Annotated in this window: 19 protein-coding genes; 14 read left to right on the forward strand and 5 right to left on the reverse strand. The window is 63.1% G+C overall.

Features of this window, described 5'->3' with window-relative positions:
- The first annotated feature begins 166 nt into the window (after positions 1-166).
- Positions 167-1,675, forward strand: a complete 1,509-nt coding sequence (locus PAQ31011_RS23145; protein ID WP_150578030.1) for a hypothetical protein — start codon at positions 167-169, stop codon at positions 1,673-1,675.
- Positions 1,672-2,940, forward strand: coding sequence for a hypothetical protein (locus PAQ31011_RS23150; protein WP_150578031.1), 1,269 nt, complete (start codon positions 1,672-1,674; stop codon positions 2,938-2,940). The genes PAQ31011_RS23145 and PAQ31011_RS23150 overlap by 4 nt, the downstream gene beginning before the upstream one ends.
- On the opposite strand, the gene PAQ31011_RS23155 is transcribed toward PAQ31011_RS23150, so the two are convergent.
- Both PAQ31011_RS23155 and PAQ31011_RS23160 read right to left on the reverse strand, forming a co-directional pair.
- The gene (locus PAQ31011_RS23155) at positions 2,823-3,356 is read right to left on the reverse strand and encodes a hypothetical protein (protein WP_150578032.1); all 534 of its coding nucleotides are present in this window, start codon (positions 3,354-3,356) and stop codon (positions 2,823-2,825) included. The two genes, PAQ31011_RS23150 and PAQ31011_RS23155, sit on opposite strands and share 118 nt — an antisense overlap.
- On the reverse strand, positions 3,356-4,063 hold the full coding sequence (locus PAQ31011_RS23160) for a flagellar basal body L-ring protein FlgH (protein WP_150578033.1): 708 nt from the start codon (positions 4,061-4,063) through the stop codon (positions 3,356-3,358). The genes PAQ31011_RS23155 and PAQ31011_RS23160 overlap by 1 nt, the downstream gene beginning before the upstream one ends.
- 319 nt (positions 4,064-4,382) lie before the next feature.
- Here PAQ31011_RS23160 and PAQ31011_RS23165 point away from each other — a divergent pair, with 319 nt between their 5' ends.
- The 4 genes from PAQ31011_RS23165 to PAQ31011_RS23180 all read left to right on the forward strand — a co-directional run bounded on the left by PAQ31011_RS23165 (position 4,383) and on the right by PAQ31011_RS23180 (position 7,887).
- Positions 4,383-5,489, forward strand: a complete 1,107-nt coding sequence (locus PAQ31011_RS23165) for an ATP-binding protein (protein ID WP_150578034.1) — start codon at positions 4,383-4,385, stop codon at positions 5,487-5,489.
- Between the two features lie 122 nt (positions 5,490-5,611).
- A complete protein-coding gene (locus PAQ31011_RS23170) occupies positions 5,612-6,424 on the forward strand; it encodes a response regulator (RefSeq protein ID WP_150578105.1) in 813 nt (270 codons plus the stop codon).
- 42 nt (positions 6,425-6,466) lie between these two features.
- Positions 6,467-6,955 carry an alpha/beta hydrolase family protein gene (locus PAQ31011_RS23175; protein WP_150578035.1) on the forward strand — a complete coding sequence of 163 codons (489 nt, stop codon included), beginning with the start codon at positions 6,467-6,469 and terminating at the stop codon, positions 6,953-6,955.
- Between the two features lie 329 nt (positions 6,956-7,284).
- Positions 7,285-7,887: a BPSL1445 family SYLF domain-containing lipoprotein gene (locus PAQ31011_RS23180; protein WP_150578036.1), complete on the forward strand. Its 603-nt coding sequence runs from the start codon at positions 7,285-7,287 to the stop codon at positions 7,885-7,887.
- Positions 7,888-7,973: 86 nt separating this feature from the next.
- Here PAQ31011_RS23180 and PAQ31011_RS23185 read toward each other — a convergent pair whose 3' ends face one another.
- The 3 genes from PAQ31011_RS23185 to PAQ31011_RS23195 form a co-directional block, all read right to left on the reverse strand.
- The gene (locus PAQ31011_RS23185) at positions 7,974-8,855 is read right to left on the reverse strand and encodes an ABC transporter permease (RefSeq protein ID WP_425495134.1); all 882 of its coding nucleotides are present in this window, start codon (positions 8,853-8,855) and stop codon (positions 7,974-7,976) included.
- A 14-nt stretch (positions 8,856-8,869) separates the two neighbouring features.
- Positions 8,870-9,655: an ABC transporter ATP-binding protein gene (locus PAQ31011_RS23190; RefSeq protein ID WP_150578106.1), complete on the reverse strand. Its 786-nt coding sequence runs from the start codon at positions 9,653-9,655 to the stop codon at positions 8,870-8,872.
- Positions 9,656-9,889: 234 nt separating this feature from the next.
- A complete protein-coding gene (locus tag PAQ31011_RS23195) occupies positions 9,890-10,930 on the reverse strand; it encodes an ABC transporter substrate-binding protein (protein WP_425495135.1) in 1,041 nt (346 codons plus the stop codon).
- 262 nt (positions 10,931-11,192) lie between these two features.
- Between PAQ31011_RS23195 and PAQ31011_RS23200 the strand changes: the two genes are divergently transcribed.
- The 8 genes from PAQ31011_RS23200 to PAQ31011_RS23235 all read left to right on the forward strand — a co-directional run bounded on the left by PAQ31011_RS23200 (position 11,193) and on the right by PAQ31011_RS23235 (position 19,995).
- Positions 11,193-11,864, forward strand: coding sequence for a response regulator transcription factor (locus PAQ31011_RS23200; protein WP_046290162.1), 672 nt, complete (start codon positions 11,193-11,195; stop codon positions 11,862-11,864).
- Positions 11,857-13,251, forward strand: coding sequence for a sensor histidine kinase (locus tag PAQ31011_RS23205; RefSeq protein WP_246179745.1), 1,395 nt, complete (start codon positions 11,857-11,859; stop codon positions 13,249-13,251). Before PAQ31011_RS23200 ends, PAQ31011_RS23205 begins: the two co-directional genes overlap by 8 nt.
- Positions 13,252-13,622: 371 nt before the next feature.
- On the forward strand, positions 13,623-14,423 hold the full coding sequence (locus PAQ31011_RS23210; protein WP_150578038.1) for a sensor histidine kinase: 801 nt from the start codon (positions 13,623-13,625) through the stop codon (positions 14,421-14,423).
- Positions 14,420-15,079 carry a response regulator gene (locus PAQ31011_RS23215; protein WP_010807699.1) on the forward strand — a complete coding sequence of 220 codons (660 nt, stop codon included), beginning with the start codon at positions 14,420-14,422 and terminating at the stop codon, positions 15,077-15,079. The genes PAQ31011_RS23210 and PAQ31011_RS23215 overlap by 4 nt, the downstream gene beginning before the upstream one ends.
- Before the next feature lie 535 nt (positions 15,080-15,614).
- On the forward strand, positions 15,615-17,012 hold the full coding sequence (locus PAQ31011_RS23220; protein ID WP_150578039.1) for a flagellin N-terminal helical domain-containing protein: 1,398 nt from the start codon (positions 15,615-15,617) through the stop codon (positions 17,010-17,012).
- A gap of 156 nt (positions 17,013-17,168) precedes the next feature.
- Positions 17,169-19,214, forward strand: coding sequence for a flagellar filament capping protein FliD (gene fliD / locus PAQ31011_RS23225; RefSeq protein WP_150578040.1), 2,046 nt, complete (start codon positions 17,169-17,171; stop codon positions 19,212-19,214).
- Between the two features lie 15 nt (positions 19,215-19,229).
- Complete coding sequence (fliS, locus tag PAQ31011_RS23230) at positions 19,230-19,664, forward strand: flagellar export chaperone FliS (protein ID WP_039393971.1); 435 nt, start codon at positions 19,230-19,232, stop codon at positions 19,662-19,664.
- On the forward strand, positions 19,657-19,995 hold the full coding sequence (locus PAQ31011_RS23235) for a flagellar protein FliT (protein WP_150578041.1): 339 nt from the start codon (positions 19,657-19,659) through the stop codon (positions 19,993-19,995). The genes fliS and PAQ31011_RS23235 overlap by 8 nt, the downstream gene beginning before the upstream one ends.
- Positions 19,996-20,020 lie beyond the last annotated feature (25 nt).

Genomic DNA, 20,020 nt, shown 5'->3' on the forward strand with positions numbered 1-20,020 from the left:
GATGCCCCTCGTTCACCGCTCGACGCTTCGCATCGGCAGATTGGGCGAATCACGAATGTCTGCAAACGCCTCCCATGTAACGATTTGACGTCGGCTGATGGGCCGACGGTCATGACTCGTGTAAATCGATGTGCAGTGCACCATCCGCTGCGCCGGAGCGTCGTCCATGTTTGTCGTTCCCCAGCCCAACGGCACCTACTTCGTCATCGGCCCCGTGCCGTCCAGCACGTCATCGTGGGTGCCCGTTTCCGGAACGGGCGTCATCCTCAGCCATATCCCGATTGACTTGAGCCGCGTACAGCAAGCCTCGATGGCCGCGTCGCTGATCGACGAAGCGCCTTCTCCGGCGACCGATCTCCCCGTTGGCACCGAGTGTTTGCCGATGGCACAGGTCGCGCGCCTTCAGGAAGTATCCGTTCCCCCAGAGGCAGCGGTGCCGGAATCCACCGCGGCGACCTCGACATCCCGTCCTGCGGCCCGTGAGCGTTTCGCCATCACCGCCGCGCAAATGCGCGAGGCCCGGCGAATGCCGAACGAATTCAAGATCGTCTGTGCACGACGCCTGCGGCTGCACCGTCCCGACCTCTCCAGCGATCAGATTCAGGCGATATCCGGCGCGACGACGCTCCCTCTTGCGAGGGATGCCGCCTATAACGGATCGATGGACGCGTTGCGCGATATCCTCACCGAGCTTCCCCGCGAGGATGACGAAGGGGCGTTGGCCTATGCGACGAGAGTGCACATGCGGCACCCCAAACTGCCGCTAGTGAATCTCGACATGCTTTCCGGCGCGGGTTTGCCGACGTTACGCGCACATCTCAGTTCCGGTGACCCGAACACCACGCTGGATCAGGTCCTGACTGCCGTGCCCCGCAATCCTGAGGAAACGCTTCGCCAGCATGCACGCCATCTGCGAAGCCAATTTCCCCACCTATTGAAATCTCAACTCGCACGAATTACCGGGTCCAGCGCCTGCAATATCGGTGGCGATCCGAAGCTCGCTGTCTTGTCCGATAAGGAGCGGCAGATTCGCGACGAGATTCCCCGAGATCCGGGCGAAAGTGGCACGAGACACGCGCTTCGCATTCTTGCGGCACAGCCCTCTCTTTCGCCCCGGCAAGTGGCTAACATCACCGGGCTCGACGAGAACAACATCCGTCAAAAGTTGAGAATGCAGCGAGCCCGAGCCTCGACGAATTCGACGACGGCAACCGCGGCGGCGGCAATGGCGGCGTTTCTCGTTCACAAAGCCTCTACCGGAGAGGCACCGCAACGACGGACGCTTGAAACGAGCATCCGTTATGCCCTACGCCTGCACCTGCACAATCGCGATCTCAGCACTGAGCAACTCGCGGCCGCATCCGGCGCAACCTTGGAGCAAATCGGGGCGTGCACCGCGTTCAGACGCTCGGAGGCGGAGCTGGTTGCCGTCGGCGTGAAATGGCCTCGTGACGCAGACGAATCACGCCTACGTTATGGGCTTCGTCTGCTGTCGTCGGACCCGTCGCTGCTAGAGGAAGAAGCGGCAGTGCTCGCCGACGTCAACGCGGGCTCTCTGCGACGCACAGTCCGAAATGCCGATTCGGCAGTCGACCATTCGGGTCAGTCGTCGACTTCCGAAGCACGACTCACCGCGCCACCCGCTGCGCCCTCCAGCAATGCGACACCGACATGAACGTCCGCCCCCCTCCCGAATTTGGATGGAACCCTTTCGTTCCCCGCTCCCCCACCGACGTGCTGACGCACCTGCCCGTCAACGTCGAGGCGCACTCGGACATCCTTGCCAGCGATCTCTCGACGGTGGCTCAGGCACCGATGTCGGCATCCGCGAGTGCGTTCGTGCTGGAAGAAGGTGTTGTCGCGCCGGACGTGCACTCACCGAATCGGGTGGGCACGATCCATCGCCCCGTCTCAGTCATTTGCGACGCAGATGCCGCCACTCGGTCGACGGTTGCGCCAGCAGGCATTGAAGCCTCCCCCGAACCTGTCGCCCCTGATCCACAAATTGCTAAGGCCGCTTCGAATGGGCTCGACGTCGTGCCTGCGCCAACCGATCCGTCATTGCTCATTCGCAAAAGCAACGAGACCAATATCCGCTATGCAAGACGTCTGCATCTGCTGGATCCGACGCTCAGCATCGAGAAGATTTCGGCCATGTCTTACGCCGGGATTGCACGACTGCGGAGCGATGCGATGTTCAACCTCATCACGCCGCGCTTGAGGGACATCTATTCTGCAACGCCAGTGCTTCGTCACGAGACGGCGTTGAGCCACGCAAGGCGGGTCGCCGCGTTATATCCTGAACTCACCCCTGCCGCGCTTGACCTTCTGACCGGCGTGTCACCGGTGCGCCTTCATCTCCACACCGCCCCCGGCAAATGCGACGACGACGTGAAGCAGGCCCTCCAACTCATACCGCGTGCCGACGGAGAATCGCGCCTCGCGCATGCGCGTCGCATACGTCAGGCGTATCCCACGCTGTCCACGGGCCAGATCGCTCATCTGTCGGATACAAAAGAATCGAACCTGCGCGCCGATCCGGTGTTTCAGCAATCGAATCCGGAACTTGATCTGATCCGCGCATCGAACCCGCCCAAAGCCGACGAGAAAAAGACGGCCTATGCGCGTCGGATTTGCAACCGTCTGCCTCATCTCACTGCGCAGCAACTGTCGACCATTTCTGGCGTGCCGGTGAGAAACATCCTTCTTTACGTCTTCGATATCGACCGAGGCGTCGTTGGAGACTATCAGCGGGTGGCCGACGCCCTGACGAAGGCGTCGATCCCATCGGCTCAACCCTCGGAAGAAGCCCAGCTCGCCCCTCAGAACACCACCAACCGATCCACCAGCTGCGCCATCCGGGAATTCGACGCCGACCACGATTCCACCGTCGATGAGCGTCCGTCGAAGTACACCGTATTGATGACCGAGCCGTCCTGACTCAGGGTGAGCGTCGCGTACGCGAGGTACTCGCTCGGGGAGTTGCCCCACAACGAATTGCGCCACGCACGGCGCACCGTGTAGTTCAGCACGACGCAACCTGTCGGCCATGTGCCGGGGCTGTAGATCGTGCTGATGATGCCGTACGCCCGCAAACGCCCTTGAATCGCGGGCAGCAAATCGGAAATGCCGTCTGGCGCAAGTTCGATGCACATGTTGCGCGAAAGCAGTTCGGGCGCTGCCGGCTGCGTCGGTGGCGAAACCGACGGCAACTGGTCGGAGAGCACCACCCCCGTCGACACGACGCTCGCCGCGACCTGCGCCGCGAGGATCGGCGCGGGCGTGGTGAAGAGACAACCGCCCAGCGTCGCGCTGGCCGTCGCCGCCAGCGCCAGCACCATCGCGAGGCGCTTCATCAGAACGGTGAAACGCCGAGAAGAATCGTCTGCAACCAGCCGCCGTTGCTGCCATCGGCGACCTGCCCGTCGTCCACGCGCGCCACCTTGGCCTGTCCGACCTTGCTCGACGCCACCACATTGGCCGGCGAGATGTCGAACTTGTTGACCACACCTGTGAAGCGGAACGTCTCCATATTGCGCCCCTGCATGACCTGCTTTTCCCCGCCGACCACGTATGCGCCATTGGGCAGCACTTCCACGATCGCCACCGCAATCGTGCCGGTCATCGCAGAACTCGACGTATTCGTACCGTTGCCCTTGAAGCTGCTCGCCTGCTGGCCGATGTTGAACCAACGCTCCAGCACCGAATCGGCCCCGTCCGCCTTGGCGCTCTTGGCCGTCATGCTCGCGTTACGCGACGTATCGCTCTGCGATTTGCTGGTGCCCGTGGAGTTTTCCGAGACCGCAATCGTCAGCAGATCGCCGATACGGTGGGCGACCGGCGTTTCGAACCAGTTCGTCGCCGTGGTGGACTGGTAGATGGAACCGCCGGTCTGGACGTTGGCGACGCGCGGCATCGGCATGACGGCCATCGGCGTTGCCGTGACCTGCGGGCCCGAACAACCGCTGAGCGCGACGCTTGCGCTCACGATCACCGCCAGCCAGGCCAGCGTATGGGTCAGTACGCGCGTTGCCGCGCTCGGTAGCATCGACAGTTTCGACATGGTGAGGCGCCCCCGCGCCGGTCCCGGATGCCGTATCCGGATGTCTTTCGAAAGTGGTGAACGGTTGGCGGGCGGCACAGCCCCTGCCCGACGAAGACAGCACGGCGGCCAGCTTCGAGATGGATAGTAAGAACCGCGCGTGCAGCCACTGCGCACAAATAGAGGAAAATTTGTGGAGGCATGACGCGCGGCGTCCCGAAGCTGAGAGAATGGCGCGCCGACCACGGGAGGGGCCGCACTCGCCCGCCCGGCCGTCACCCGGTCGCCAATAGGACAGCAGTCAACTTAAGCCGCTAACTTCGTCGGAACACCCGAGCGCATGAATTCAGGCATCACCCGCAAGCTGTTCCTCGCGATCTTCGCGACGGGTCTGGTCACCATGGCGGCCACGACGGCTGTCGTGCGTGCCGCCATGGGCGGACACAGCTGGTTGAGCGGCGACAACCTGATGTATCTGGCGATCCTCGGCATCGCCCTGCTCGGCGCTGTCGCGCTGCGGCTCGCCCAGCGTCTGCTCGTGCCCGTCACGCCGCTGCTCGAAGCCACCCACCGCATGGCGATGGGCGACTACAGCGTGCGCGCGCCCACCGCCGGGGCGGACGAACTCGCGCGGCTCGCCGTCGACCTGAACCGTCTGGCGGACACGCTGGCCCAGAACGACCGCCTGCGCCGCAATCTGCTCGCGGACATCTCCCATGAGCTGCGCACGCCGCTGTCGATCCTGCGCGGAGAAATCGAAGCGATGGAAGACGGGGTGCGCCCGCTCACGCAAGACGCGCTCGCCTCGCTGCGTGTCGAAATCTCGCTGCTCTCCAAGCTGATCGACGACCTGTACGAACTGTCGCTTTCCGATGTGGGCGCGCTGACCTACGAGTTCGCGCCGGTGGACATGACCGAGCGCGTCGCGACATCCGTCGCCGCCTTCGGCGACTGGTTCGAAGCCAAGGGCATTGCACTGAACGTGCACCTGCCGGACGACACGCTCACGGTCGACGGCGACCTGCACCGTCTGACGCAGCTCATCGGCAACCTGTTTGAGAATTCGTTGCGCTATACCGACGGCGGCGGCGCAGTGCGTGTCTATCTGTCGGCGACTGAGACACAATTGCGCCTGGAAATCGAAGACTCCGCACCCGGCGTGCCGGACGATGCCCTGCCTCGCCTGTTCGAGCGGCTGTTCCGGGTGGAAGCGTCGCGCAGTCGGCGCAGCGGCGGTGCGGGCCTCGGACTGGCGCTTTGCAAACATATTGTCGAAGCGCACGGCGGTCAGATCGCCGCGCGACACTCGCCACTGGGCGGTCTCGCGCTGGCCATTACCCTGCCGCGTCAGAACCCGGCCGCCACCGGCGCTTCGGCATCGACGGCCTGCGCACTGAGCGCGGCCGCCAGCTGTTTCGGCACCCAAGCCCTGACGACCCTGAGTTGAGCCTGCCCTTTATGCACACGCACTCGTCGACATCCCTGCAAAGCGCTTCCGGCACTTCCGGCCTTTCCTCCCTTACACCCACGCCACCGGCACATTCGGCGATCGTCTCGACGCCCGCCGCCATGGCGCTCTCGGACGCCGCGCCGATTCTGATCGTCGAAGACGAGCCGAAACTCGCCGCACTGCTCGCCGAGTATCTGCGTGTGGCGGGCATGCCGTGTCGCATCCTGACGGACGGACGCGACGTGTTGCCCGCCGTGCGCGTGACGCAGCCGCGTCTGGTGCTGCTCGACCTGATGCTGCCGGGCATGGATGGCCTCGAAGTCTGCCGCGCGGTGCGCGAGATCTCCGAAGTGCCCATCGTGATGCTGACCGCACGCGCGGCGGAAACCGACCGCCTGCTCGGGCTCGAACTCGGCGCCGACGACTACATCTGCAAACCCTTCAGTCCGCGCGAAGTGGTTGCGCGTGTCAAAGCCATCCTGCGACGCGTGCGCGGCGGCACAATGGTCAGCCCCGGCACCGTGACGGCAACGCCCGCCGCACCGCCGACACCCGCGCTCGTGATCGACGCCGTGCGTCATCACGCCAAACTCGACGGGCACGAACTGCCACTCACGCCGGTCGAGCTGCGACTGCTCGCCACGCTCGCCAGTCATCCCGACAAGACATTCCCGCGCGCGCATCTGCTCGACCGGATGTACGACGATCACCGCGTGGTCGCCGACCGCACGGTCGACAGCCATATCAAGAATCTGCGGCGCAAGTTGCAGGCGATCCGGCCGGACGAGGAAATCGTGCGCTCGATCTACGGCGTGGGTTACCGGCTGGAGTTGCGCACGGACATGCCCGCGGTGCCAACCCTTCCGACCATGCAGACGGTGCGACCGGGCGTCGCGGCTATCGACAACCCGACCGGGGCGGTGCCAGAATAGGCGCACCCGCTGCCCAGGCGGGATTCATTGAGGAGAATGTCGATGCCGCGCCGCACCGTCACGCTGTCCCCGATGTTCCTGACCACCGCTTCCCCTGTCACACACCCTGTCGCCCACGCTGCGTCGGCAATCGTTGGCACTGCCGAGTTTGACGACGCACCGTCGTCCGTCCGATCGCTCCACCGTCTACTTAAGATCGCTGCTGCGACTGTGGCGCTCGGTGCGAGCGGCTTCGCTTTTGCGCAAACGCCGGTGTGCTTCGATAGCGTTGGCCGCGCGTTACCGCCGGAGCAATGCTCGCAAGCGGCCCGCAATCAGGCCGCTGCACAGGAGGCCTCTTCCGCCTCTGCCGCACCGACCAAACGCGACTATTGCAAGGCGCTCGCCGACAAGATCGCCAACACGCCGGACAAGCCGGTGTACACCCGCGATCAACGCGTCGATTCGCCCGCGGGCAATCGCGTCGACATTCCTACACGCACAAACCCGCGCAAAGCGCTCAAAGAGCAATACATGCGCGAGTGCACGTAGGCGGACACCTACAAGTTAGCGAAAGATAGCAACACGTTAGCGGAACTTATCGCGCTATTTTCTTGACAATACCGACAGAGCCCGCATAATCGACGTCACGCCGATGCACTGATTTCCGCTTTCTCAACACTGTGAAGCGGACATCACGCTACGCTCTCTGGCCGATCAATTGTCACCATCGGCATCCGTCGGATGCCAAACGATCGTCCTCATCACCCGCTTCAATGCTGCGGGGACCGGTGCCGAAAGGCGCGTCCCCATCGGCCTGACGTTTAATCCACATCCACGCCGCTACGCTTTGCGCACGGCTCGCTTTCCGGAGGGAGAAAATGCAAAAACGCGAATTCCTGATGAAAACTTCCGTCGCTGTCGCCGCTGCCGCCTTTGCGCTTGCGGGCTGCACGACGACGACCCCGTCGCAATCCGACAAGAGCGATAGTTCGCCCGCCGCGAACGCCAGCAAGCGTCAGGAGATCGACGCTTCGGTGAACGGTGCGCTCGACAAGATGTACGCCTCGGTGAAGGGCTCGCGCGAACTGGTGAACAAGGCGCGCGGTGTGCTCGTCTTCCCGTCGGTGCTGCAAGCCGGCTTCGTGGTCGGCGGCGAATACGGCGAAGGCGCGCTGCGCGTGGGCGGCAGGACGCAGGGTTACTACAACACGGTGACGGCGTCGTTCGGTCTTCAGATCGGCGCGCAGTCGAAGGCTGTCATCTTCCTGTTCATGACGCAGGATGCTCTCGACAAATTCCAGCGTACGGACGGCTGGACGGCCGGTGCCGACGCCTCGGTTGCTGTCGTGAAGATCGGCGCAAACGGCGCTGTCGACCTGAACACCGCGACCTCGCCGGTGGAAGTGATCGTAATGACCAACGCCGGCCTCATGGCTAACCTGAACATCGAAGGCACGAAGGTCACCAAGCTGAAGATCTGACGACCCAGGCTCGTCATCGTCTCCAAAGGAAAAGCGGCGTCACTTGTCAAAGTGACGCCGCTTTGTGTTTTTGCAGAACGCGAGGATTACTCGTTAGAGAACGCCGCCGGACGCCACTTCAGCAAGCGCTTCTCCAGCGACGTGAGCAACCAGTCCGCCCCCAACGCCACCACGGCCAGCACGATCATCGCAGCGAACACGCCACTGGCGTTGAATGCACCCTGCGCCGTCGAGATCAGCAGACCGATGCCCTGCTTCGACCCGAGGAATTCGCCGACGACCGCACCGACCAGTGCGAAACCGAAGCTCACGTGGAGGCTTGCGAGAATCCACGACAGCGCCGACGGAATCACCACGGACATCGTCACCTGACGGCGTGACGCCCCGAGGATCTGCGCATTCGCAATCATGTAGCGGTCGGCCTCACGCACGCCCTGGAAGGCGTTCGCGAACACCACGAAGAACACCATCACCACGGCGAGCGCCACCTTCGACGCCATGCCCAGACCGAACGCGATCACGAAGATCGAGCCGAGCACCACACGCGGAATCGAGTTGGCGATCTGGATGTAAAGACTGAAGACATCCGAGAGCAGCTTGTTGCGACCCAGCACGATGCCGCAGATCACACCCGCAACACCGCCGATCAGAAAGCCCAGCACGGTCTCTTCGAGCGTGACGAGCACCTGCGTCCAGAGCGGTCCCTGCGACGTGCCTTCCACGCACCAGTCGTAGATCTGCTGAACGATCAGCGTCGGTTGCGAGAAGAAAAACGGATCGATCCAGCCGATGCGCGCCGCCAGTTCCCAGCCGCCCAGCCCGACCACCAGAATCGCCACGCGCAGAAACACCACCAGCGCGCGACGTTGTTTGATACGGCGTTGCGCGATGGCTTCTTCGCGTGCCAGATCGGCCTCGCCGAGTCCGGCGGGCATCACCGCCTGCATAGCTTGTTCACTCATGTTCATATCCTCCGTGCCACTCAACCGATCTTCACTTCTTCACGCAGATCCGCCCAGATCTCGCGGGAGATGTCGATGAAGCGCTGTTCGTAGCGAATCTCGGACATCACGCGCGGACGCGGCAAATCGATCGTGTACGTGTTCTTCAACGTCGCCGGGCGCGCGGTGAGCACGAACACCCGGTCAGCCAGCGCAATCGCTTCTTCGAGATCGTGCGTGACGAACACCACCGAGCCCGACGTCGACGACCACAGTTGCAGCAGCTCGTCTTGCATGAGCGTGCGCGTTTGCATGTCGAGCGCGGAGAACGGCTCGTCCATCAGCAGGATTTCGGGGTTGTTGATGAAGGTCTGCGCGAGGGCCACGCGTTTGCGCATCCCGCCCGAGAGCTGGTGCGGATAGTGGCCACCGAACTTGTCGAGCCCGACGCGCTTGATCCATTCGTCGGCCTGCGCATAGGCGGCATCCTTCGACTGACCGCGAAACAGCGGCCCGGCGGCCACGTTATCGCGCACGCTGCGCCACGGGAAAACCGCGTCGTTCTGGAAGACGAAGCCGATGCGCGGGTCGATGCCGTTGACCGGCTGCCCCATCACGCGCACGCTGCCGGCGGTCGGACGCAGCAGGCCGGTGATCATCGACAGCGTGGTCGACTTGCCGCAGCCGGTCGGGCCAACGATGGCGACGAACTCGCCGCGCGCCACCGACATGCTGAAGTTGCGCAGCGCGATGGTGGCTTTGCCGTCCGGCGAGATGAAGCGGCACGACACGTTGTCGAACTCGATGGCAGGCGTATCACGTGACATGCGTGACACGGCGCTTGCCGCGCGCGCCGGTGCCGTGGGGGTAATGGTCTGGGTCATGCCCGGCTCCTGAATGACGTCGGAACGGTGGTGTTGCGTTTGCTAGGGCTGAGCCGGTCCGCACACCTGACATGGGTCGGGTGCGGGCGGCTTGGCGATTTCGGGTAAGGGCTGCGCGTCGTGGGGACCGCGCGCCGGTACTACAGGGTCAACCGATGCGAGTCGGTACGTGCAGACTTACTTGGCCTGATCGACGAACTCGTTGGTGTACGTCTTCGACAGATCGATGTGCTTGCCCTTGACGTTCGGGTTGAACGCGGAGAGCACCTTCAGCACGGTCTCCGGACCGTCCTTCGGCATGCGGCCGTCCGGCGAATACATCGGCAGCGAGTTCTGCAAGGCCTGCACGTACAGCGCCTTGTTGTTGCCGTAGTAGTCCTTCGGCATCTTCTCGGTGATCTCGGCCGCCGAGTGCGTGTTGATGAACTTGAGCGTCTTCACGAAGGCGCGTGCAAGCTTCTGCGCTTCCGGCTTATGTTTGTCGAGCCACGCACGCTGCACGTACAGGCTCGATGCCGGGTAAGCGCCACCCAGCGCCGCCACGGTGCCTTCCATCGTGCGCATGTCGACGAGCACGGCAGCGTCGCCGGTCTTGAGCAGTTGCGAGGCGGTCGGCTCGGTGGTCATGCCCGCGTCGATACGGTTTTGCTTGATGGCGGCGATGAACGTGTTGTCCGCGCCCACCGGCAGTACCGAGTACTGCGCCGAGGTCAGGCCGTGCTTGGCGGCCAGATACTGCGTGAGGAAGTTCGTCGACGAACCCAGACCGGTCACGCCAAGGGTCTTGCCCTTCACGTCGGCCATGCTCTTGATGGTGTCTTTGCTCTTGGCGTTGACCAGTTCCACTTCGCCCGGTACCTGACCGAACACGACGATGGACTGAATCTCCTTGCCCTTGCTCTGCAAATCGATCGAGTGATCGTAGAAGCCGACCACGGCCTGCACGGCACCGGCGAGCAATTCGTTTTCGGCGTCGACACCGGCCGGCTGCGACAGCAGTTCGACGTTCAGGCCTTCTTCCTTGAAGTAGCCGAGTTGCTCGGCAAGCTTGGCCGGCAAGTAGACCATCTTGGTGATGCCGCCGACCATGATCGTGATCTTGCCGCTATCGGCAGCGAAACCCGGTGCGGCGGCCAGCGCCAACGACACGCCGAAAACGGCGGCCAGAACGGGTTTCACGAAGGCTTTCGGCGCACGCACGCCAAGGCTTGCTCGCATTGTGGTGTCTCCATCGTTTTTAGGGATAATGGCCCGAACCGATTGCGGTGCCGGCCGGCCCGTCGTGATATCTCTGTCACTGGGCCCGGGCAGCGGTCCTCTGATGCGTATCCTCTGCCTTGGAGCAAATTGTAGAAAACCGAAGCTTTCATCAAGCTTTCGCCCCATGCAGGTTTTCGCCTAATGCTCATGGGTGTTTACCCGCTGTTGGCGCGCCCACGTTCCGCGGGCACACTCGCCGTCGCATTCTGCATTCGCCGTCATGAAACTGCTGCTGATCGAAGACAACGAGACTCTGGCCCACTGGCTCGCCCGCATGCTGCGCGACGACAACTTCACTGTCGACGCCGCGCGCGACGGCGACGCCGCCGACCGTCTGCTGCAAACGGAAACATACGACGTGGTGCTGCTCGATCTGATGCTGCCCAAGCTCGGCGGCAAGCATGTCTTGCGGCGACTGCGCGAGCGGCGCAACAACGTGCCCGTCATCATCCTGACGGCCAGCGGCTCGGTCGACGAAAAGGTCGATTGCCTAGGGGCCGGGGCCGACGACTATCTCGTCAAACCCTTCGAAGTGCGCGAACTGATCGCCCGCGTGAAGGCGCTGGCGCGGCGTCACGCCCCCGAGCAGAGTGCCGATCTCGTGTGCGCCGATCTGAGCTATCACGCCGGCACCCGGCAATTCACGATTGCCGGCGCGCCCCTGGCGTTGCCGTCGCGCGAACATGCCGTGCTCGAAATCCTCATGCGCAAGCAGGGCAAGACCGTCGCCAAAAGCGCGCTGGTCGACGGCGTGTTCGGACTCGACGACGAACCCAGCGCCGACGCCATCGAAATCTATATCCACCGGCTTCGCAAGAAACTCGAAACGAGCCGCGCGGCCATCATGACCCTGCGCGGTCTCGGTTATCTGCTGCGCGAGAAAGATGCTTAGTCTGCGCGTCCGGCTGCTGATGTGGCTGATGCTGCCGCTCTCGCTCTATATCGTGGCGACCGGCTGGCAGGCCTATCGCAGCGCACACGACACCGCCGAACTCGTACAGGACCGCGCGTTGCTCACGTCGGCTCAGGTCATTGCGGGCGAACTCAGCTGGGCGGACGGCGCACTGCGCGCGAGCGTGCCGCCCTCGGCGCTGGAATTGTTCGCGTCGCCCGCGCGCGACCGGGTGTTCTATCAGGTGATCACCGAAGACGGCAAGCTGCTCGCCGGCCCTCCCGACTTTCCGCATCCGCCGCTGTTTCCGCAAACGGTGCCCACTTATTCGAACGTCACAGTGAATGGCGAGCCGCTGCGCGCGATCAGTTTCGTGCGTACGATGTACGACTCTGGCCAGCCGCATCGCGTGGCAATTGTGGTCGCCGAAACGATGCATGCGCGTGACGAGATGCTTGCGCAGTTGTGGGAGCCTTCGCTGCACCGGCAGATCGCCATGGCCGCGCTGGCCGCCGTGCTGGTGCTCATCGGGTTGACGGTCGAGTTGCATCCGCTCATCCGGCTCAAGGACGAAGTGGCCGGACGCGCACCGCAGGAACTGGTGCCGATCCGCGCCGGGCAATTGCAAACGGAACTCAGACCCATCGTCGACGCCATCAACCTTTGTATTCAGCGACTGTCCGCGCAGGCCCAGCAGCAGCGCCGCTTCGTGGCCGACGCCGCCCACCAGTTGCGCACGCCGCTCACACTGCTCGACACGCAATTGCAGTTCGCCGCGCAGCTCGACGACCGCGCAGCACTCGCCGATGTGCTGGCTGCCATGCAGACGAGCAGTCGCGGCCTGGCCGATCTGACGAACAAGCTGTTGCTGCTCTCACAGGCCGAGGCGGCGGACACGCCGGCGTTCTCGCGTTCGCGGGTGGATCTGGTGACGGTGGCCGCCGGGGTGCTGGAAGAACTGGTCGCGCTGGCGCAGCGGCGCAACATCGATCTCGGGCTGGAGACGGTCGAGGCGCACGTGTGGGTAGCGGGCAATGGCGAGCTGTTTCATGCGATGGTCATGAATCTTGTCGACAATGCGATCCGCTATATCCACGAGGGTGGACGCGTGACCGTCGCGATCGACTGTCCGGACAGCACCGCCCGCCTGCGCGTCATCGACGATGGACCCGGCATTCAGGCCGAGGCACGTCAGCGCGTATTCGAACGTTTCTACCGCAACGCGCCGCCGGGTCAGCCCGGCACGGGTCTGGGGCTGGCCATCGTGAAGGAAATCGTGGCGGCCAGCCATGGCACGGTGACCCTGTCGCCGGGCACGGATGGTATCGGACTGATCGTCAGCGTGACGCTCCCCTTAGATTCGGAGACCGAAAGCAACGTCTCATAGGGAACGCCACGTGAGGCGGTGTACCGATGGGGCGCGTGGTATACCCGCGTCCTCATCTGAAAGAAAATAACAATCGTATGAAATAACGTCGTCAATTCAGGCGTTATGACCGTTTTGGACCGAGAATGTCGTTTGAAACATACGCTCGACTGGATGCGCTAGGACAAACCCTGATATATTTGGGGTCTTCGCAGAAATCCCCTCAAGCAAGCGAAAACTTCTTGATCCAAATCAAATAGTTACGCATCGCTGTCAACCATGCGGGTGCCCGCCGCGTGTAATTGTGACGAAATGTAAAGTTTGTTAAATTGAATGTGGGTCTCGCCGCGTGGGTTGCGGCACGGGACTTTTTCTCTCAGGGATTTGCCTCCATGCCGTTTCTCGTCGATCCTGCCGCACAGGCTGCGAGACGTCGCGTGTCGATTGACGACGCGTTGCATACGCGCGCCACGACGCCGCAGACGGTCGCACGCAAGATCGACGCAGCCCGCGAAGCCGAGCGCACGCGACTCGCGCAGGAAATGCACGACGGGCTGGGCGCTCACCTCACGGCATTGCAGCTGGTCGTTGCGCGTCTTGCGACGCGCGCGCCCGCAGACGCCGCCGAGTGGCAATCCTTCTGCTCCCAGATTCAGAACGTAGCGAACGCTGCACAAGACGCGGCCGACGAACTCGTCGGACGCAACCGCCCGCCTGCGCTCGACGCGGGTCTCGTGAATTCGCTGCGCGTCTGGCTGCGTGGCTTTGGCGAGCAAAGCGGTCTCACGTGCATCTGGCGCTGCGACGACGTGACGCGCGAGCGCGTTGCGAGCCTCACGCCTGACGCGATGCTGGCGTTGTACCGCATCGCGCAGGAAGCGCTGACCAACGTTGCCCGTCACGCCCGCGCCACGCGCGTGGTGGTGGCGCTCGATGGCAGCCATCGTTCACTCAAACTCACGATTTCCGACGACGGTTGCGGGTTGGCCCGCGGCTCGCGTCGCAAGCAGGGACATTTCGGATTGGTTGGCATGCGCGAGCGCTGTACGGCGCTCGGCGGCACGCTACGTATCGGCAGTGTTCAAGGATCGGGGACGCTCGTCAGCGCACGGCTTCCCTGGCATCAGATCCTGCCTGCCCCGACCGGCCAGCACGGCCCGGAATCGCTTGCTCTTCACGGATACGCATCATGACGCTTAGAGTGCTCATCGTCGACGACCACGCCATCGTGCGCCAGGGCGTCCGGCAATTGCTCTCCGATAGCGGAAGCATCGCCGTCATTGGCGAAGCCGACTGCGGCGCAGAAGCGCTGGAGATGACCGACGCAGCCCAGTGGGACATCGTCCTGCTGGATATCTCGCTGCCCGACACCAACGGTCTGGAAATTCTCAAGACCCTGCGACGCAAACATCCGCGTCTGCCGATCATGATCTTCAGCATGTACGGCGAAGGTCAGTTCGCACTGCGTGCGCTCAAGGCGGGTGCCGCCGGTTACCTGAGCAAACGCTCGAACGCCCAGCAACTGGTCTCGGCCGTGCGACAAGTGGCCGCTGGCCGCAAGTACGTGAGCCCGATGGTCGCCGAAACGCTCGCCGACTACCTCGGACCGGACGCCGACCAGCCGCCGCACGAGCGTCTGTCGGATCGCGAGTACCAGACGCTGTGCATGATCGGCTCGGGCAAGCGCCTGACCGACATCGCCAACGCGTTGTCGCTCTCGGTCAAGACCGTGAGCGTGTATCGCACCCGTCTATTAGAGAAGATGCGTCTGAATAACAACGCCGAGCTGACCTATTACGTCATGCAGCACGGCCTGGTCAGTGCGGAGATGGGTCCGGTCTGCGCCTGATCACGGCGACCGGCACGACCGCATCACCACATTTCCTGCCAGATTCCGTCGGGAATCCCAAGAACTAAGTGCTCACTTCGTGGCCCGCAACAGCGGGCCACTTCCATTTCCGGGGTTGCATTCGACGGTCGACGCGCGCGCTTGCGAGGAATTTTCACGGCGACGAGAAAATTTTTTTCGTCCACTGGCCGGGGTTGCCGCCGATTGAGAATTGCCAGCCGCGCCGTCGGGAATCGCAAGCGAGCGCAAACGCCGCGCCACCTCTCCGAGCCTTACAGGGCATGAATAGGCGGCACATTGCCCCTTTCCTTGACGGATCAATCGTGGAGGAATTTTGTAGACTGGCCTACTAGCGTTTTTCCGACATCGGCCTGGCACGTCGATGGGGGCTGGCAAAGCATTTTGCAAATCCACCCTAAATTTTCCCAATGGCCGTCCGATATCCCCTACAACGGCGGCTTTCGGCGATTGGCTGGTGAGCCAAAGTTACGGCGCTTAAGCCGGAGCCAAAAAATTTTGGGAAAGGAGTGGCTAAATGTCATCTGTCATCAATACCAACATCTTCTCGACGATCGCCCAGCGTAACCTGAGCTCGTCGCAAAGCAGCCTGCAAACGTCGATCACGCGTCTGTCGTCGGGTCTGCGCATCAACAGCGCCGCTGACGATGCCGCCGGTCTGGCCATTACCGACCGTATGACGTCGCAGATCAACGGTCTGACGCAAGCTCAGCGCAATGCCAACGACGGCATCTCGCTGGTGCAGACCGCTGCTGGCGGCCTGTCGTCGATCTCGGACAACCTGCAACGTATCCGTACGCTGGCAGTGCAAGCAACGAACGCCACGAACTCGGCTTCGGACCGCGCCGCTATCGACCAGGAAGTTCAGCAACGTCTGTCGGAAATCACGCGTACGGCACAACAAACGCAGTTCAACGGTCTGTCGGTGCTCAACGGCACGATGGGCGCAGCGAACTTCCAGGTTGGCGCTAACGCTGGTCAGTCGATCTCGGTCGCCCTGACGCAAAACATGGGCGCTGGCTCGATCGGTGGCGTTGCTCTGGCAACGGCAACGACGGCTGCCAAGTTCGGCTCGATCACGCTCGACGCCGCCAACTCGATCTCGGTCGGTGGCACGGCAGTTGCGAACGGCACGTACAACACGGCAGCCGACCTGGCCGCCGCGATCAACACCGCCGCTGGTACGAACATCGCCGCCGCTAACGCGACGACGGGTGAAATCGACTTCACCAACACGACCGCTGCTGCGATCAACATGACGACGACCGGCCTGACCGGCGTTACCGTTCCGGCAACCCTGGCAGCTACGACGGGTACGGGTTCGTCGACCGGCGTGAAGACGGCTCTGTCGCCGCTGACCCTGACGGGCACGGACCTGCAGATCAAGGCAGCCGGTTCCACGACCGCCACGTCGATCACCGGTACGTTCAAGACCGTGGGCGAACTGGCTGACGCCATCAGCTCGAGCGGCAGCGGCGTGACGGCATTCGTCGACTCGACCGGCAAGCTGAACCTGGTTTCGAGCCAGAACTTCACGGTGGCGGGCACGGCCGCCAAGCTGACGCAAATCGGCGTGGCAGCAGGCAGCTCGGCAGTGAGCGGCAGCCTCTCGACGGCTAACGCACTGACGGTTGACTCGGCAACCAAGCTGGTTGCACAGATCGACGCCGCCATCGGCACGGCTGACTCGTTCAACGCAACGCTGGGCGCAATTCAAAACCGCTTCCAGTCGGCTGTGAGCAACCTGTCGGCAACGACGCAAAACCTGACCTCGGCACGTTCGGGCGTTCAGGACACGGACTACGCAGCGGAAACGGCCAACATGACCCGCTCGCAGATCCTGCAACAAGCTGGTATCTCGATGCTGTCGCAAGCTAACCAGCTGCCGCAGCAAGTGCTCAAGCTCCTCCAGTAATACCGGAGTAGTGCTTGACACACCCGGTGGGCGCAAGCTCGCCGGGTCGACGGCGGCGTCACTGCGAAACGGTGCCGCCGCCGCGTGTTTTACGGGCCATCGCGTTTTTGGGCGGTCCGGGTAGCAACGATCAATTCAACGGAGTGAGAGCACATCATGGCAACTTCTAACGGACCGGGCACAATTTCCTCCCCAGGGATCGGGTCAGGCCTGGACGTCAATGCACTCGTCAAGAGTCTGATGACGCCTGCCACGAACAAGCTCACTCTGCTGCAAAACCAGGAAGCGGCGTACAACACGAAGCTCTCCGCCATCGGCCAGCTGCAATCGGCGTTGTCTGCGTTCCAGACCTCGCTCAACACGCTCTCCAGCGCCTCGCAGTTTCTGCAAGTCGCAGCGGCCGTCGGTGACAACACGATCCTGTCGGCCACCGCCGACTCGACGGCCAACGTCAGCCAGTGGTCCATCGCCGTCTCGCAGCTCGCCCAGGCGCAAAGTCTGACCACATCGGGCTTTTCGAGCCAGACGAGCACGATCGGTACGGGTACGTCGACCAAGGTGACGATTACCCTTGGCACGATCACGGGCGGCACGCTGACCGACGGCAAATATTCGGGCGCAAGTTTCGCCGCCAACGCCAGCTCCTCGCCGATCAACGTCACGATCGACAGCAGCAACAACTCGCTGACCGGTATTCGCGACGCGATCAACGCCCAGGGCGGCGACGCCGTGGCGACGATCGTCAACGACGGCAGCGGCACGCCTTATCGTCTTGTGCTCACTTCCAAGACGACGGGCCAGAACATGAGCATGAAGGTCGATGTGGCCGCCGGTGGCGACCCCGCGGTCACCAACCTGCTGGCCAACGATCCGACCGGCACGCAGAACCTGACGCAAACGAGCGCCGCGCAGAACGCCAACCTGACCATCAACGGTCTTGCGGTCACCAGCGCGACGAACACCGTGACCAAATCGCTCACCGGCGTCACGCTCAATCTGACGAAGGTCGGCTCGACCACGGTGACGACCAGCCGCAACTCGGCGGCCGTCACGCAAGCCGTGCAGTCGTTCGCCACGGCCTACAACACGCTGCAATCGACGATCGGCAAACTCACCGCGTTCGACCAGGCCGGCAACGGCGCGAACAACGGTCCGCTGATCGGCGACTCGACGGTTCAGCTCGTGCAGAACCGTCTGACCCAGATTCTGAACGGCAAGCTGCCGGGCGTCGGCTCGACGGGCCTCGCATCGCTCGCGCAGGTCGGCGTGGGCTTCAACAAGGACGGCACGCTTTCCGTCGACACCACCGCCCTGAATAAGGCGATGAACTCGACGAACGGCTTCAACGCGCTGGCGTCGCTGTTCGCGACCAACGGTCAGACGACCGACAGTCTGGTGAGCTTCACCAGCTCGACCAATGCGACGCAGCCGGGCCAGTACGGGATCAATATTTCGCAGGCGGCCACGCAAGGCACCACGACGGGCGCGATCACGCTGGGTGCGACGACCACGATTGCGGCCGGCAGCAACGAACTCCAGATCTCGCTCGACGGCAACATCGCCAGCGTGCTGATCCCGCCGGGCACCTATACGCAGGACAAGCTGGCCTCGGCCATTCAGGCGGCGATCAACGGCAACAACAAATTCACCACCGCGCAGTCGGGCGTGTCGGTCGCGTCGAACAACGGCATTCTGACGATCACGTCGAACCGTTACGGTTCGGCATCGAAAGTGATCGTGACGGGCGGCTCGGCCTACAACCAGCTGTTCAACGGCAACAACACCACGACCGGTCTGGACGTCGTCGGTACCATCGGCGGTTTCACCGCAGTGGGTAGCGGTCAGACGCTCACCGGCGCCGCAGGCACGCCGATCGACGGCCTCAAGATCACGGTATCGGGCACGGCCACGGGCAATCGCGGCAACATCGGCTTCTCGCAGGGCTTCGCGTCGCTGCTGAACACGCAGGTCGGCGACTTCCTGAGCGCCAAGGGCGCGGTGACGAGCGCGACGAACAACCTGAATACGTCGATCAAGCAGATCAAGCAGCAGGAAACCGACTGGCAAGACCAGATGACGCAGATGCAAAACCGTTATCTGGCCCAGTTCACGGCGCTCGACGCGACGATGGCCAAGCTCCAGAACACCAGCGACTACCTCAAGCAGGTGCTGGGCGGTTCGTCTTCGTCGTCTTCGAAGTAAGCGGGGCAACGACTCATGTACGGTCAGAACGCCGCCAATGCGTATCGCAAAGTCGGGCTCGAAACCGGCGTCGTCGCCGCGAGCCCGCACCAGCTCATCGTGATGCTGTTCGACGGTGCCAAGGCTGCGCTCACCAAAGCCCGCATTCACTTCGAAGCCGGCCATATCGTCGAGCGCGGGCAGGCCATCTCGAAAGCCATCGAGATCATCGGCGGTCTGCGCGATGGTTTGAATATGGAAGTCGGCGGGGAACTGTCACGCAATTTGCGTGATCTCTACGACTACATGGGGCGACGTCTTCTCGAAGCCAATCTCGAAAACGACGTGGCCAAGATTCAAGAAGTCGACACCCTGCTCGAGACAATTGCATCGGCCTGGCGAGCGATCGCCCCGGCTGCCGGCACGGGTGCCCCCGCCGCTCAGGCGGGCACCGGAGTGCGCTATGAATGAAGCCACGACTTTGCTGAACTGCTACGAAAGTATTGCCGGTCTCACGGAGCGCATGCTCGGTGTGGCGCGCGATGGCGACTGGGATGCCCTCATCGATCTCGAGACGCAGTATCGTGCACAGGTCGACTCGATCAAGCAGCTCGACGCCGATCTGCCGTTGTCCGACGACGAGCGCACGCGCAAGCACGCCATCATCCGCCGTATTCTGGCCGACGATGCCGCCATTCGCGATCTCGCGGTGCCCCATCTGGCGCACCTGGACGCCATGATCAACAGCACGCGCCGTCAACGTGCCCTGCACGAAGTCTACGGCCTGAACCTGGGCGCCTGACGCGCGGCCGCGCGTCACCTCGCCC

The organism is Pandoraea aquatica (genome assembly GCF_902459565.1).
Taxonomy (GTDB): Bacteria; Pseudomonadota; Gammaproteobacteria; order Burkholderiales; family Burkholderiaceae; genus Pandoraea; species Pandoraea aquatica.

Coding starts and splice junctions, on each gene's coding strand:
- PAQ31011_RS23145 (WP_150578030.1), top strand. CDS start 167: ATGTTTGTCGTTCCCCAGCCCAACGGCACCTACTTCGTCATCGGCCCC.
- PAQ31011_RS23150 (WP_150578031.1), top strand. CDS start 1,672: ATGAACGTCCGCCCCCCTCCCGAATTTGGATGGAACCCTTTCGTTCCC.
- PAQ31011_RS23155 (WP_150578032.1), bottom strand. CDS start 3,356: ATGAAGCGCCTCGCGATGGTGCTGGCGCTGGCGGCGACGGCCAGCGCG.
- PAQ31011_RS23160 (WP_150578033.1), bottom strand. CDS start 4,063: ATGTCGAAACTGTCGATGCTACCGAGCGCGGCAACGCGCGTACTGACC.
- PAQ31011_RS23165 (WP_150578034.1), top strand. CDS start 4,383: ATGAATTCAGGCATCACCCGCAAGCTGTTCCTCGCGATCTTCGCGACG.
- PAQ31011_RS23170 (WP_150578105.1), top strand. CDS start 5,612: ATGGCGCTCTCGGACGCCGCGCCGATTCTGATCGTCGAAGACGAGCCG.
- PAQ31011_RS23175 (WP_150578035.1), top strand. CDS start 6,467: ATGCCGCGCCGCACCGTCACGCTGTCCCCGATGTTCCTGACCACCGCT.
- PAQ31011_RS23180 (WP_150578036.1), top strand. CDS start 7,285: ATGCAAAAACGCGAATTCCTGATGAAAACTTCCGTCGCTGTCGCCGCT.
- PAQ31011_RS23185 (WP_425495134.1), bottom strand. CDS start 8,855: ATGAACATGAGTGAACAAGCTATGCAGGCGGTGATGCCCGCCGGACTC.
- PAQ31011_RS23190 (WP_150578106.1), bottom strand. CDS start 9,655: ATGTCACGTGATACGCCTGCCATCGAGTTCGACAACGTGTCGTGCCGC.
- PAQ31011_RS23195 (WP_425495135.1), bottom strand. CDS start 10,930: ATGCGAGCAAGCCTTGGCGTGCGTGCGCCGAAAGCCTTCGTGAAACCC.
- PAQ31011_RS23200 (WP_046290162.1), top strand. CDS start 11,193: ATGAAACTGCTGCTGATCGAAGACAACGAGACTCTGGCCCACTGGCTC.
- PAQ31011_RS23205 (WP_246179745.1), top strand. CDS start 11,857: ATGCTTAGTCTGCGCGTCCGGCTGCTGATGTGGCTGATGCTGCCGCTC.
- PAQ31011_RS23210 (WP_150578038.1), top strand. CDS start 13,623: ATGCCGTTTCTCGTCGATCCTGCCGCACAGGCTGCGAGACGTCGCGTG.
- PAQ31011_RS23215 (WP_010807699.1), top strand. CDS start 14,420: ATGACGCTTAGAGTGCTCATCGTCGACGACCACGCCATCGTGCGCCAG.
- PAQ31011_RS23220 (WP_150578039.1), top strand. CDS start 15,615: ATGTCATCTGTCATCAATACCAACATCTTCTCGACGATCGCCCAGCGT.
- fliD (WP_150578040.1), top strand. CDS start 17,169: ATGGCAACTTCTAACGGACCGGGCACAATTTCCTCCCCAGGGATCGGG.
- fliS (WP_039393971.1), top strand. CDS start 19,230: ATGTACGGTCAGAACGCCGCCAATGCGTATCGCAAAGTCGGGCTCGAA.
- PAQ31011_RS23235 (WP_150578041.1), top strand. CDS start 19,657: ATGAATGAAGCCACGACTTTGCTGAACTGCTACGAAAGTATTGCCGGT.